Source organism: Pseudoxanthomonas taiwanensis (assembly GCF_010093135.1).
Lineage (GTDB): Bacteria > Pseudomonadota > Gammaproteobacteria > Xanthomonadales > Xanthomonadaceae > Pseudoxanthomonas > Pseudoxanthomonas taiwanensis.
In genome coordinates, this window is the sequence record NZ_PDWK01000005.1 from 24,555 (window position 1) to 37,017 (window position 12,463).

Annotated in this window: 13 protein-coding genes; 8 read left to right on the forward strand and 5 right to left on the reverse strand. The window is 70.6% G+C overall.

What is annotated here, in order from left to right; all coding sequences use genetic code 11:
* Positions 1–22 precede the first annotated feature (22 nt).
* The 5 genes from CR938_RS01910 to ykgO all read right to left on the reverse strand — a co-directional run bounded on the left by CR938_RS01910 (position 23) and on the right by ykgO (position 4,012).
* A complete protein-coding gene (locus tag CR938_RS01910; protein ID WP_162123393.1) occupies positions 23–1,240 on the reverse strand; it encodes a TraB/GumN family protein in 1,218 nt (405 codons plus the stop codon).
* A gap of 32 nt (positions 1,241–1,272) precedes the next feature.
* Positions 1,273–2,157, reverse strand: coding sequence for a carbon-nitrogen hydrolase (locus CR938_RS01915; RefSeq protein WP_162123430.1), 885 nt, complete (start codon positions 2,155–2,157; stop codon positions 1,273–1,275).
* An 84-nt stretch (positions 2,158–2,241) separates the two neighbouring features.
* Positions 2,242–3,273: an agmatine deiminase family protein gene (locus CR938_RS01920; RefSeq protein ID WP_162123394.1), complete on the reverse strand. Its 1,032-nt coding sequence runs from the start codon at positions 3,271–3,273 to the stop codon at positions 2,242–2,244.
* Positions 3,274–3,386: 113 nt separating this feature from the next.
* Positions 3,387–3,710, reverse strand: a complete 324-nt coding sequence (locus CR938_RS01925) for a hypothetical protein (RefSeq protein ID WP_162123395.1) — start codon at positions 3,708–3,710, stop codon at positions 3,387–3,389.
* A 176-nt stretch (positions 3,711–3,886) separates the two neighbouring features.
* Positions 3,887–4,012, reverse strand: coding sequence for a type B 50S ribosomal protein L36 (gene ykgO, locus CR938_RS01930; RefSeq protein ID WP_010342887.1), 126 nt, complete (start codon positions 4,010–4,012; stop codon positions 3,887–3,889).
* 175 nt (positions 4,013–4,187) lie between these two features.
* Between ykgO and cmk the strand changes: the two genes are divergently transcribed.
* The 8 genes from cmk to galU all read left to right on the forward strand — a co-directional run bounded on the left by cmk (position 4,188) and on the right by galU (position 12,431).
* A complete protein-coding gene (cmk, locus tag CR938_RS01935) occupies positions 4,188–4,865 on the forward strand; it encodes a (d)CMP kinase (protein WP_162123396.1) in 678 nt (225 codons plus the stop codon).
* A 148-nt stretch (positions 4,866–5,013) separates the two neighbouring features.
* Positions 5,014–6,690, forward strand: a complete 1,677-nt coding sequence (gene rpsA / locus CR938_RS01940; protein WP_162123397.1) for a 30S ribosomal protein S1 — start codon at positions 5,014–5,016, stop codon at positions 6,688–6,690.
* Between the two features lie 79 nt (positions 6,691–6,769).
* Entirely contained in the window at positions 6,770–7,084 is a 315-nt protein-coding gene (locus CR938_RS01945) for an integration host factor subunit beta (RefSeq protein ID WP_162123398.1), read from the forward strand.
* A gap of 73 nt (positions 7,085–7,157) precedes the next feature.
* Positions 7,158–7,448, forward strand: a complete 291-nt coding sequence (locus tag CR938_RS01950) for a hypothetical protein (protein ID WP_162123399.1) — start codon at positions 7,158–7,160, stop codon at positions 7,446–7,448.
* Between the two features lie 3 nt (positions 7,449–7,451).
* Positions 7,452–8,630 carry a lipopolysaccharide assembly protein LapB gene (lapB, locus tag CR938_RS01955; RefSeq protein WP_162123400.1) on the forward strand — a complete coding sequence of 393 codons (1,179 nt, stop codon included), beginning with the start codon at positions 7,452–7,454 and terminating at the stop codon, positions 8,628–8,630.
* Positions 8,630–9,607, forward strand: coding sequence for an MraY family glycosyltransferase (locus tag CR938_RS01960; protein WP_162123401.1), 978 nt, complete (start codon positions 8,630–8,632; stop codon positions 9,605–9,607). The genes lapB and CR938_RS01960 overlap by 1 nt, the downstream gene beginning before the upstream one ends.
* A gap of 11 nt (positions 9,608–9,618) precedes the next feature.
* On the forward strand, positions 9,619–11,532 hold the full coding sequence (locus CR938_RS01965) for a polysaccharide biosynthesis protein (protein WP_162123402.1): 1,914 nt from the start codon (positions 9,619–9,621) through the stop codon (positions 11,530–11,532).
* Positions 11,529–12,431, forward strand: a complete 903-nt coding sequence (galU, locus tag CR938_RS01970; RefSeq protein WP_162123403.1) for a UTP--glucose-1-phosphate uridylyltransferase GalU — start codon at positions 11,529–11,531, stop codon at positions 12,429–12,431. The genes CR938_RS01965 and galU overlap by 4 nt, the downstream gene beginning before the upstream one ends.
* The last annotated feature ends 32 nt before the right edge of the window (positions 12,432–12,463 follow it).

Genomic DNA, 12,463 nt, shown 5'->3' on the forward strand with positions numbered 1-12,463 from the left:
CCGCAGGGCCGCCGTTCCTTGTTCAGCCGACCAGCCGGCCGAGCATGCGCAGCCCGCCGGTCCACACGCCGATGGCGGTGCCCAGGCTGGTCAGGAAGAAGTTGAGCAGCACCCGCGCCACGCGGTTGCGCCACCAGCCGGCCAGTCCCTGGACGTCGTCGCGCAGGGCCATGAAGTCGGCGTAGGTGGGCTTGCGCAGGGTGGCCTCGACCAGGGCGCTGACCGTCCCCGAGGCCAGGGCCGGATGCAGCGGGGTCAGCGGCGAGGCGACGAAGGCGGCCAGGATGCTCAGCGGATGGCCGCCGGCGATGGCGCAGCCGAGCGCGCCGAGCAGGCCGGTGGCCAGCACCCACTGCAGCAGCAGGTCCGAGCCCACGTCGATGCCGCCCTGCCAGAAGCCCCAGGCGAAGCCGCCCAGCAGGAAGGCGCCGATCACGACCTCCATCCACGGGAAGCGCGACTTCTCGCGCACCGTCTCCAGTTCGCGCTGGACCTGTGCCGGGTCGTCCCGGTCCTCGGCCAGGTGCCGGGCCAGACCGGGCAGGTGGCCCGCGCCGACCACGGCCAGGACGTTGCGCGCATCGCCCGCGCACTGGCGCAGGCGCGCGGCCATGTAGCGGTCGCGTTCGGCGATCACCGCCTCGTACAGGGCCGGGCTGTGGCTGGCGAACTCGCCGAAGCTGGCCTCCAGCATGTCGCCCTGCTTGAGCTTTTCGATCTCCTCGTCGCCGACCTGCTCGTCGGCAAACATCGCCAGCAGGATGCCGGCGCCGGTCCTGGCCCGGCCCCACCAGCCCAGCTTCTGCATGGCGCGGCGGAAGGTCAGGCCGACCTCGCGATCCACCAGGTGCACCGGCAGGCCGCGGGCGCGGGCACCCTCCACCGCCGCCTTCAGCTCGGCGCCCGGCTCCACGTCCAGCTGCTCGGCCAGGCGGCGCTGGTACGCCGACAGGGCCAGGTTGGCGGCGAACAGGTGGGTCTTGCCCTCGCGCAAAACGCGCACGATGTCCAGCTGTGCCAGCGTGTCCGGGTCGGACAGCGACTGCAGCCGGCCCGGGTCCAGCTCCACCGCGACCGCGTCGTAGGCGCCACTGGCCACCGCCGCGCGCACCGCCTCGACCGAGGCGCGGGAGACATGGGCGGTGCCCAGCAGCGTGTAGCGCACGCCGTCCCGCTCGACCACGCGCACGGGCTGGTCCTGCAGCGGCTCGGCGCGGGCGGGCAGGGAGGTGTCGTTCATCGGGCCGGCTCCGGGAGGTGTGGCTGCCGCCGTCAGTCGAGGTAGCGCTTCAGCAGGCCGTCGTAGGCGTCGATACGGCGGTCGCGCAGGAACGGCCAGATCCGGCGCACGTGCTCGCTGCGCTGCAGGTCCACCTCGCACAGCAGCAGGGTCGGCTCGGTGCCAGCCTCGGCGATGAACTCGCCCTGCGGGCCGAGCACGTGGCTGTTGCCCCAGAAGTCGATGCCCGAGGCACCCAGCGGCGAGGGCTCGTGGCCGACACGGTTGCACGAGAGCACCGGCAGGCCGTTGGCCACGGCATGGCCGCGGTGGCTCAGCACCCAGGCGTCGCGCTGGCGGATCTTCTCGTCCTGGGCGTCGTCCGGGTCCCAGCCGATGGCGGTCGGGTACAGCAGCAGCTCGGCGCCGGCCAGGGCCATCAGGCGCGCGGCCTCCGGATACCACTGGTCCCAGCACACCAGCACGCCCAGGCGGCCGACCGAGGTGTCCACCGGGCGGAAGCCCAGGTCGCCCGGGGTGAAGTAGAACTTCTCGTAGAAGCCCGGATCGTCGGGGATGTGCATCTTGCGGTACTTGCCGGCGATGCTGCCGTCCTTCTCGAATACCACGGCGGTGTTGTGGTACAGGCCGGCCGCGCGGCGCTCGAACAGCGAGCCGACCAGCACCACGCCGTGTTTCCGGGCCAGCGCGCCCAGGCGCTCGGTGCTGGGGCCGGGGATCGGCTCGGCGCGCTCGAACTCGGCCACCGACTCGTGCTGGCAGAAGTAGGCGCCGTTGTGCAGTTCCTGCAGCAGCACCAGGCGCGCGCCCTGGGCGGCGGCCTCGGCCACGCGCTGCTCGATCACGGCCAGGTTGGCCTCGGCGTCGCCGTGGTTGCGCTCCTGGACGAGCGCGACGGGAAGGGGGTTGGTCTTCAGCGGGGCAATTGTAGGGTCAGGGGGCTGCACGCAGGCCAACCCGCGCGGTGGCGCGGGCGGCGGCGGATGCGGACGGGACCGGGTTCAGGCCGGCAGGCCGGCGGGCAGCTGCATGGTGATGCAGTGCAGGCTGCCGTTCTGCCAGATCAGCGGGCGGCAGGGCACCTGCACGACCTCGCGGCCGGGGTAGGCGCGGGCCAGCACGTCCGCGGCCAGGGCGTCGGCCGGGTCGCCGTAGGCCGGCATCAGCACCGCACCGTTGAGCACCAGGAAGTTGGCGTAGGAGGCGGCCAGGCGCCGGCCACCGTCGAGAATCGGGCGCGCCCACGGCAGCGGGAACAGGCGGTAGGGGCGGCCGTCGCGCGTGCGCAGCGCGGCGATCTCGCCGGCCATCGCCTGCAGTTCGGCGTAGTGCGTGTCGGCCGGGTCGTCGCAGGCCTGGAACACGATGGCATCGTCCGGGGCGAAGCGGGCCAGGGTGTCGATGTGGGCGTCGGTGTCGTCGCCCTCCAGACCGCCGTGGTCCAGCCACAGCACGCGGTCCTGGGCCAGCCAGCCGGACAGCTTCGCGGTCAGCTCCTCGCGGCTGGCCTGCGGGTGGCGCTCGTGCAGGCAGCGCCAGGTGGTCAGCAGGGTGCCGGCGCCGTCGGTCTCGATGGCGCCGCCCTCCAGGGCGAAGTCGATGCGCTGGCGCGGGGTGGCGCCGAACAGGCCCTGGGCGCACAGTGCCTCGACCAGGCGGTCGTCGCGGCCGGCCTCGAACTTGCCGCCCCAGGCGGTGAAGCGGAAGTCCAGGATGCGGAAGCCTCCGCCCTCGCGCAGGGTGATCGGGCCGGAGTCGCGCAGCCAGGTGTCGTCGTAGTCGAACGGAATGAAGCGCACCCGGCGCATGTCCACCCGCGCCGAGCGCAGGCGCGCCTCGGCGTAGGTCTCCACGTCGTCGTCGGCCACGCAGATCCAGCAGTCCTGGAAGCGGGTGACGGCGGCGACCAGGGCGATGTAGGTCTCCTCGACCTCGCCCAGGCGTTCGGCCCAGTCGGTGCCGGCGTGGGGCCAGGCGATGAGGATCGCGGACTGGGGTTCCCACTCCGCGGGGAAGCGCAGCTTGTCGGTCATGTGCGGGGGAAGGCGTCGGGCGCCGGTGGCCGGCGCGGGAAAAAGAGGGCGCGCCGGCCGGCGGCGCGCCACGGGCATGGATGCGGTGCGCCCCGCGGGTGCGGGGCGGCCGGTCAGCGGACCGGCGGCTTGGGGCCGACCTCGTTCGGGCTGGCCTGGCGGGCGACCACGTCGATCACGCGGTCCTTCTCGAAGTAGACCACGTAGTCGGGGTACACCCAGCGGTGGATCACCGGCCACTGCTTCTTCTGCCCGCCGCGCGGCTCCAGCTTCTCCTGCGGTGGTCCGAAGCGGGCCTCGACCTGGGCCATGGTCTGGCCGCGCGCGGGCTGGGCGGTGTCCGGCTTCTGCACCCGTTCGATCAGCAGGGTGTCGGCCCGGGCGGTAAGCCACGGGAGCGACAGCAGCAGGGACAGGGTGTACAGACGGTGCTTCATCGCGATGCTCTCCCCGTTTGGCGGCCGCCGGCGGCGGTGTCGCCGCCGATTGTAAGCAGAACCGTGGCGGCCGGGGCAGGGCGCCGGCCTGCCGGCGGGCGGCCCGGAAACGCGGAAGGCCGCATCGCTGCGGCCTTCACGTCGTCAAGTCCGGCCTCCTGCGGGGCGGCGCCGGCTCAGCGCTGGCGGGCCTTGAAGCGCGGGTTGGACTTGCAGATCACGAAGACCTTGCCGCGACGGCGGACCACCTTGCAGTCGCGGTGACGGGCCTTCGCCGACTTCAGGGAGGACAGGACTTTCATGACAGACCTCGAAGGACGACGGTAAAGGGAAGCCAGGGCCGGTGGCCCGGGCGTGCAAACAAGCCCGTTATTCTAGCGGCGTTTCCTTCGCTGTTTCAAGCGGTTGCGCCGGCTGTCCCGGCGGCGGCGGGACGGGGGCTACAATTTCCGTCCCCACGTGCACAGGAATGCGCCCATGTCCGAATCCGCCCCGGTCCTCACCATCGATGGCCCCTCCGGGGCGGGGAAGGGTACGGTCAGCCGGCTGGTGGCCTCGCGCCTGGGCTGGCACTACCTGGATTCGGGCGCACTGTACCGGGCGGTCGGGGTGGCCGCCAGCTGGGCCGGCCTGGACCCGTCCGACCAGGGCGCCCTGGTCCGCTGCGCCTTCGACACCCGGATCGAATTCAGGGACGGCCCGGGCGGCCTGCGGGTGCTGGTCAACGGCACCGACGCCACCGACGAGCTGCGCCTGGAGACCACCGGGGCCCTGGCCTCGGCCATCGCCGCCATCCCGGAGGTGCGGGCGGCCCTGCGCGAGCGCCAGCGGGCCTTCCGCCGGCCGCCGGGGCTGGTCGCGGACGGCCGCGACATGGGCACGGTGATCTTCCCCGACGCCACCGTGAAGGTGTTCCTGACCGCCAGCGCCGAGGAGCGCGCCCGGCGGCGGCATAACCAGTTGAAGGAAAAAGGGGTTTCGGTTACATTTGACGACCTGCTGCGGGAGATCCTTGCCCGCGATGCCCGCGATGCGCAGCGCGCGGTGGCGCCGCTGAAGCCGGCCGAAGACGCCGTGTCGATCGACACCACCGGCCTGACCATCGAGGAAGTCGTCGAGCGCGTGCTGGCCCTGGTGCCGGCACGCGCCGGTTGATTTTCTGCCGCAGCAGGCGAGCCCCGCCGCAGTCCATCGCGGCGGTCCCATCCACAACCATCATCACACAGGATCCTGCGGGATCCGACAGGGGGGCGAGGCACGGCGCGGCCGGCTTCGTCCGTGTGTTCAACCGAGTAACCAACTAATGACCGAATCTTTTGCCGAGCTGTTCGAACAGAGCCAGAGCAACCTGGCCAAGCTGAAGCCGGGCGCCATCGTCACCGGTACCGTCGTGGACATCCGCGGCGACGTGGTGGTGATCAACGCCGGCCTGAAGTCCGAAGGCATCGTGCCGATCGAGCAGTTCCGGAACGACGCCGGTGAGATCGAGGTGAAGGTGGGCGACGAGGTCAAGGTCGCCCTGGACGCCATCGAAAACGGCTTCGGCGAGACCGTGCTGTCGCGCGAGAAGGCCAAGCGCGCGATGGTGTGGGACGAGCTGGAGAAGGCGCTCGAGAACAACGAGACCGTCACCGGCAAGATCAGCGGCAAGGTCAAGGGCGGCTTCACCGTCGACATCAAGGACGTCCGCGCGTTCCTGCCGGGCTCGCTGGTCGACGTGCGCCCGGTGCGCGACCCGGCCTACCTGGAAGGCAAGGAGCTGGAGTTCAAGCTCATCAAGCTGGACCGCAAGCGCAACAACGTGGTCGTCTCCCGCCGTGCGGTGGTCGAGAGCGAGCACAGCGAGGAGCGCGAGCAGCTGCTGGAGAAGCTGCAGGAAGGCGCGGTGCTGCGCGGCGTGGTCAAGAACCTCACCGACTACGGCGCCTTCGTCGACCTGGGCGGCATCGACGGCCTGCTGCACATCACCGACATGGCCTGGAAGCGCGTGCGCCATCCGTCCGAGGTGGTCAACGTCGGCGACGAGCTGGACGTGCGCGTGCTGAAGTTCGATCGCGAGCGCAACCGCGTCTCGCTGGGCCTGAAGCAGCTGGGCGAGGATCCGTGGGAGAACATCTCCCGCCGCTACCCGGCCAACAGCCGCGTGTTCGGCCGCGTCTCCAACGTCACCGACTACGGCGCGTTCGTCGAGATCGAGCCGGGCGTCGAGGGCCTGGTGCACGTGTCCGAGATGGACTGGACCAACAAGAACGTCAACCCGTCGAAGGTCGTGCAGGTCGGCGACGAGGTCGAGGTCATGGTCCTGGACGTGGACGAGGAGCGCCGCCGCATCTCGCTGGGCATGAAGCAGGTCGCCGCCAACCCGTGGGAGACCTTCGCGGCCACCCACAAGAAGGGCGACAAGGTCACCGGCCAGATCAAGTCCATCACCGACTTCGGCATCTTCATCGGCCTGGAAGGCGGCATCGACGGCCTGGTGCACCTGTCCGACATCAGCTGGAACACCTCCGGCGAGGACGTGCTGCGCAACTTCAAGAAGGGTGACACCCTCGAGGCCGTGGTCCTGGCCGTGGACCCGGAGCGCGAGCGCATCAGCCTGGGCCTGAAGCAGATGGAGCAGGATCCGTTCGGCCAGTTCATGGCCGCCCACCCCAAGGGCTCCAAGGTCGAGGGCGTGGTGAAGGAGGTCGACGCCAGGGGGGCCGTGGTCGAGCTGGCCGAGGGCATCGAGGGCTACGTGGCCGCGCGCGACATCAGCCACGAGCGCGTCGACGACGCCACCCAGCACCTGAAGGTCGGCGACCGGATCGAGGCCAAGTTCGTGGGCATGGACCGCAAGGGCCGCACCCTGCAGCTGTCGATCAAGGCCAAGGACGAGGCCGAGATGCGCGAGGTGCTGGAGGAGTACCAGTCGACGGCCGGTGGTACCACCAAGCTTGGCGCGCTGCTGCGCGAGCAGCTCGGCGCCAAGTCCGAGTAAGCCTTAACCGCGATTGGCACCGCGGCGGCCCGGACCTCCGGGCCGCCGCGGCGTATGAGGCCCGTCCATACCGTCCGTGATGACCAAGTCTGAACTGATCGAGATACTGGCCCGCCGCCAGTCGCACCTGAAGGCCGAGGACGTGGACCTCGCCGTCAAGGCGTTGCTGGAGATGATGGCCGGCTCGCTGGCCTCGGGCGACCGCATCGAGATCCGCGGTTTCGGCAGTTTTTCGCTCCACTACCGCCCGCCGCGCCTGGGCCGCAATCCCAAGACCGGGGATTCGGTCGCGCTGCCGGGCAAGTACGTCCCGCACTTCAAGCCGGGCAAGGAACTGCGCGAGCGCGTGAGCAACGTGCTGCCGGTCCCGAACGGCACCCCCGACGCCGGCTGATCCGCCCGGCGTCTCCCGCCTCCCGTGCGGCCTCGGCTAAGCTTGGCGGCGGCCGTTGCCGGAGACCGGGCCCATGAACATCCTTCGCCTGCTGGCCCTGCTCGCGTTCCTCGTCGCGGGGCTGGTGGTCGGATCACTCAATTCACAGCGCATCCTGATCAATCTCGGCGTGGCCGAGGTGGTGACCACCTCGGGCATCGCCGTGGTGGTCGCACTGCTGGCCGGCGTGCTGCTCGGCGGCGGCCTGGTGTTGGCCACGACCGTCATTCCCCTGCAGGCGCGCCTGCGCCGCGCCGAACGCGCCGCCGCGCAGTCCGCCGCGCCCGCGCCGGTGCCGCCCCCCGATTGCGGGCAAGGATCCTGACACATGGAATTCCTCAACGAGTGGTTCTGGTTCTTCCTGTTCCTGCCCCTGGCCGCGGTGAGCGGCTGGGTGGTGGGCCGCCGTGGCGGGCAACGCCACGGCGACACCCAGGTCAGCCGCCTGTCCGGCACCTACTTCCGCGGCCTGAACTACCTGCTCAACGAGCAGCCGGACAAGGCCATCGAACTGTTCCTGCACATCGCCGAACTGGACAAGGAGACCTTCGAGACCCAGCTGGCGCTGGGCCACCTGTTCCGGCGTCGCGGCGAGGTCGACCGCGCCATCCGCCTGCACCAGGGACTGGTGCAACGCACCGACCTGAGCGACGCGCAGCGCGTGCAGGCGCTGCTGGCGCTGGGCGAGGACTACATGAAGTCCGGCCTGCTGGACCGCGCCGAGACGGTGTTCACCGATCTGGCCCGCATCGACCAGCGCGCCCCGCAGGCGCTGCGCCACCTGATCGGCATCTACCAGGCCGAGCGCGACTGGGAGAAGGCGATCGACAATGCCACCCGCTACGAGGAGGTGACCGGTGAGCCGATGGGCAAGCTGATCGCCCAGTTCGAGTGCGAGCTGGCCGAGCGCCACCGCGCCAACGGCGACCTGGAAGCCGCCCGCCAGGCCATCGCGCGGGCCTACCAGGCCGACGCCACCTGCGTGCGCGCGGGCATCCTGGAAGGGCGCATCGAGGCCGACGCCGGCCATCCGGAGGGCGCCATCCGCGCCTTCGAGCGCGCCGCCCGCCACGACCCGGATTACCTGCCGGAGCTGCTGCCCGGCCTGCTGGCCTGCTACCAGCAGGCCGGCGACAGCGCCGGCGCACGCGCCTTCCTGGCCGAGATGACCGAGCACTACCGCGGCATCGCGCCGGTGCTGGCGCTGACCCGGCTGATCGAAACGCAGGAAGGCCCGAAGGCGGCGCGCGACTACCTCGGCCGCCAGCTCAAGGACCGCCCGTCGGTGCGCGGCGAGGCCGCGCTGATCGACCTGACCCTGGCCGTCGGCGCCGATCCCACGGCCACATTGCACGACCTCAAGCACATCACCGACCAGCTGCTGGTGCGCAACCCCAGCTACCGCTGCACCCGCTGCGGCTTCGGCGCGCGCACCCACCACTGGCAGTGCCCGAGCTGCAAGGAGTGGGGCACGGTCAAGCCGCTGCTGAACTACGCGGTGGTGTGATGTCCGGCGTGGTCGGGCTGGCGGCGCTGGCGGCCCTGGCGGGGCTGGCCACCTGGCTGACGCTGCGCTACGCGCGGCACCGCCTGGTGGACGAACCGGGCGAGCGCCGCAGCCACACCGTGCCCACACCGCGTGGCGGCGGCCTGGGCATCGTCGTCGCCCTGCTGGCGGCCGTGGCGGTGGCCGCGTGGCAGTCCATGTACCCGGCGCCGATGCTGGCCGGATTCGCCGCCGGTCTGCTGCTGGTCGCCGGCATCGGCTGGATCGACGACCACAGGCCCCTGTCGCCGTGGCTGCGCCTGGGCGTGCAGGGCCTGGCCGGCATCGTGCTGGCGGCCGGCTTCCACTTCACGGGCCTGCCGTGGCCGGCGGTGCTGCTGGCGCTGGTGGCCGTGCCGGTGCTGGTCAACGTCTGGAACTTCATGGACGGCATCAACGGGCTGGCCGCCTCGCAGGCGGCCATCGCCGCGGCCGGGCTGGCGTTGCTGGCCGCTCCGGCGCTGGCGCCGGCTTGCCTCGCATTGGCGGCTGCGTGCGCCGGTTTCCTTCCGTTCAACTTTCCTCGTGCACGCATCTTCCTCGGCGACGTCGGCAGCGGCGCGCTCGGTTTCGTGCTGGCGGCGCTGGCCGTGCCCGTGGCCGTGGGGATGCGGGATGTCGGCCATTCGCTACTGGTCCTAATGCCTTTTTCGGCATTTCTTGTAGACGCTTCGTTCACTCTCCTGAGGCGGATGCTGGTTGGTGAGCGTTGGTGGCTGCCGCATGTGACGCACCTGTATCAGACCTGGGTCAGGGCTGGACGCACCCACGCCTTCGTCACATCCGTCTACGGAACATTCAGTATCATAGCTGTAATTGTGTCGCCCCAGTTGCGTGGGACCGAGCCTTGGCTGGCGGCGGTAGGCGCTTTCGGCTGGCTGGCTGTTTCGGGCCTTGGATGGCTCGTGTTGCGTCGTCTCCTACAACGACCAGCGTAATCGAGTAACGGATGAACCTCAGGAGCAACCTGCCAACCGTCCTGCCCCGCATCGCTGTGGTGGTCCACGACCTGGTCGTGGTCGCGTTCTGCTGGCAGGCGCTCCACGTACTGCGCTATGCGTCACAAGAGGGCGCCTACGACTGGACCTCGCCCGCGGCGACGCTGCTCATTGTGCTGATTGCCCAGGGCCTGGTGTTTTGGAAGGTGGGCCTGTACCGCGGGGTGTGGCGCTTCGCGAGCATCCCGGACCTGTGGAACATCCTCAGGGCCTCCCTGTTCGGCCTGCTGGCCATCGTCCTGGGCCTGGCCATCTACAACCGCCTGGAGTCGGTGTCGCGCAGCGCGCTGGTGCTGTATCCGTTCGCCCTGACCGTGCTGCTGGGCATGCCGCGCATGCTCTACCGCATGTGGAAGGACTACCACGTCGGCAGTGGCGACATGGTCCTGCGCCGCGTGCTGATCCTGGGCGCCGGGCGCGCCGGCGAGGCGCTGGTGCGCGATCTGCGCCGGTCCGGGGCCTACCAGCCGGTGGGCTTCCTCGACGATTCCCCCAAGCTCAAGGGTTCCTTCCTGCAGGGCCTGCCCGTGCTGGGCCGCCTCGAGGACGCCCCGGCCGTGGCCAAGGATGTGGCCGCCGGTATGCTGGTCATCGCCATGCCCTCGCTGGACGCGGCCGGCATGCAGCGGGTGGTGTCCATCTGCGAGCGCACCGGCCTGCCGTTCCGCACCGTGCCGCGCCTGACCGACGTGCTGGAGGGGCGTGCGCTGCCGGGCGAGCTGAAGGAGGTGGCCATCGAGGACCTGCTGGGCCGCAAGCCGGTGACGCCGGACTGGAAGCTGATCCGCGGCTGGCTTGGCGGGCGCACGGTGCTAGTCACCGGTGCCGGCGGTTCCATCGGCGCGGAGCTGTGCCGCCAGTGCGCCCGCCACGGCGCGCGCAAGATCGTGCTGCTGGAGATCGACGAGCTGGCGCTGATCACCATCGACGCCGAGCTGCGCCGCGCCTTCCCGGACCTGGAGGTGCACGCGGTGCTCGGCGACTGCGGTGATCCGGCGGTGACGGCGCACGCGCTGCGTCTGGCCCAGCCCGACGCCGTGTTCCATGCCGCCGCGTACAAGCAGGTGCCGCTGCTGGAGAGCCAGCTGCGCGAGGCGGTGCGCAACAACGTGCTGGCCACGCACACCGTCGCCGACCTGTGCCGCGAGTACCAGGTGGGCACCTTCGTGCTGATCTCCACCGACAAGGCGGTCAATCCGGCCAACGTGCTCGGCGCCACCAAGCGCTTCGCCGAGATGATCGCCCAGTCGCTGGATGCCCGCGTCGAGGGCACGCGCTACGTGACCGTGCGCTTCGGCAACGTGCTGGACTCGGCCGGCAGCGTGGTGCCACTGTTCCGCGAGCAGATCCGCCAGGGCGGGCCGGTGACGGTCACCGACCCGGAGGTGACCCGCTACTTCATGACCATCCCGGAGGCCTGCCAGCTGATCGTGCAGGCGGCCGCCTCCGGCTCGCACGCGGCCATCTACACCCTGGACATGGGCGAGCCGGTGTCCATCCGCATGCTGGCCGAGCAGATGATCCGCCTGGCGGGCAAGCAGCCCGGCCGCGACATCGCCATCGTCTACACCGGCCTGCGCCCGGGCGAGAAGCTGCATGAGACCCTGTTCTACGCCGACGAGCAGTACCGGCCTACTTCCCATTCCAAGATCCTGGAGGCTGGTGGTCGGCAATATTCGCCTGATCTGGTCCGCACCGGCGTCGAGCGCATGCGGGAGGCCGTCGTGCGCTATGATGAGGCGGCCCTTCGCGAGATCCTCCGCGAGGTGGTTCCCGAGTACAAGCCGGTAACGGCGGCAGATTCCGGTGACGGTGGCACGACTGTGGTGCCGTTTCCGGCGCGTGAGGCCAGGACGATCCGATGACCAGGAGAGTACGCAAAGCTGTATTTCCCGTGGCCGGCCTGGGTACCCGTTTCCTGCCGGCAACCAAGACGGTCCCCAAGGAGATGATGCCGATCGTGGATCGGCCACTGATCCAGTACGCCGTCGACGAGGCCATCGAGGCCGGGTGCGACACCCTGGTGTTCATCACCAACCGGTACAAGCATGCGGTGGCCGACTACTTCGACAAGGCCTACGAGCTGGAGCAGAAGCTCGAGCGCGCGGGCAAGCTCGAACAGCTGGAGCTGGTGCGCAACCCTCTGCCGGAGGGCGTGCGCGCGGTGTTCGTCACCCAGGCCGAGGCCCTCGGCCTGGGCCATGCGGTGCTGTGCGCCAGGGAGATCGTCGGCGACGAGCCGTTCGCGGTGCTGCTGCCCGACGACCTGATCTGGAACCGCGGCGGCCCCGGCGCGCTGCGGCAGATGGCCGACGTGGCCGCGGCCACCGGCGGCAGCGTCATCGCGGTGGAGGACGTGCCGGCCGAGAACACCGGCAGCTACGGCATCGTGGCCACCGACGCCTTCGACGGCCGCCAGGGACGGATCCGCCGGATCGTCGAGAAGCCCAGGCCGGAGGAGGCGCCCAGCACCCTGGCGGTGGTGGGGCGCTACGTGCTCAGCCCGCGCATCTTCCCGCTGCTGGAGGCGACCACGCCCGGGGCCGGCGGCGAGATCCAGCTGACCGACGCCATCGCCGCGCTGCTGGAGCAGGAGCCGGTGCATGCCTACCGTTTCCAGGGCACGCGCTTCGACTGCGGCACCCACCTGGGCCTGGTCGAGGCCACCATCCGTTACGCGCTCGACAACGAGAAGCTCAGCGATGCCGCCCGGCAGATGATGCAGGACGCCCTGCGGGAGCTGGGCGTGCGCGAGCCGGACTGAGCCCGCCACCCGGACCAGGAAAAGACGAGCGG

Excerpts from the sequence above, each read along its gene's own strand:
- CR938_RS01920 (WP_162123394.1), bottom strand. The coding sequence starts at position 3,273 with ATGACCGACAAGCTGCGCTTCCCCGCGGAGTGGGAACCCCAGTCCGCG.
- CR938_RS01965 (WP_162123402.1), top strand. The coding sequence starts at position 9,619 with ATGAACCTCAGGAGCAACCTGCCAACCGTCCTGCCCCGCATCGCTGTG.
- CR938_RS01945 (WP_162123398.1), top strand. The coding sequence starts at position 6,770 with ATGACCAAGTCTGAACTGATCGAGATACTGGCCCGCCGCCAGTCGCAC.
- CR938_RS01950 (WP_162123399.1), top strand. The coding sequence starts at position 7,158 with ATGAACATCCTTCGCCTGCTGGCCCTGCTCGCGTTCCTCGTCGCGGGG.
- ykgO (WP_010342887.1), bottom strand. The coding sequence starts at position 4,012 with ATGAAAGTCCTGTCCTCCCTGAAGTCGGCGAAGGCCCGTCACCGCGAC.
- CR938_RS01925 (WP_162123395.1), bottom strand. The coding sequence starts at position 3,710 with ATGAAGCACCGTCTGTACACCCTGTCCCTGCTGCTGTCGCTCCCGTGG.
- CR938_RS01910 (WP_162123393.1), bottom strand. The coding sequence starts at position 1,240 with ATGAACGACACCTCCCTGCCCGCCCGCGCCGAGCCGCTGCAGGACCAG.
- galU (WP_162123403.1), top strand. The coding sequence starts at position 11,529 with ATGACCAGGAGAGTACGCAAAGCTGTATTTCCCGTGGCCGGCCTGGGT.
- cmk (WP_162123396.1), top strand. The coding sequence starts at position 4,188 with ATGTCCGAATCCGCCCCGGTCCTCACCATCGATGGCCCCTCCGGGGCG.
- lapB (WP_162123400.1), top strand. The coding sequence starts at position 7,452 with ATGGAATTCCTCAACGAGTGGTTCTGGTTCTTCCTGTTCCTGCCCCTG.
- CR938_RS01960 (WP_162123401.1), top strand. The coding sequence starts at position 8,630 with ATGTCCGGCGTGGTCGGGCTGGCGGCGCTGGCGGCCCTGGCGGGGCTG.
- rpsA (WP_162123397.1), top strand. The coding sequence starts at position 5,014 with ATGACCGAATCTTTTGCCGAGCTGTTCGAACAGAGCCAGAGCAACCTG.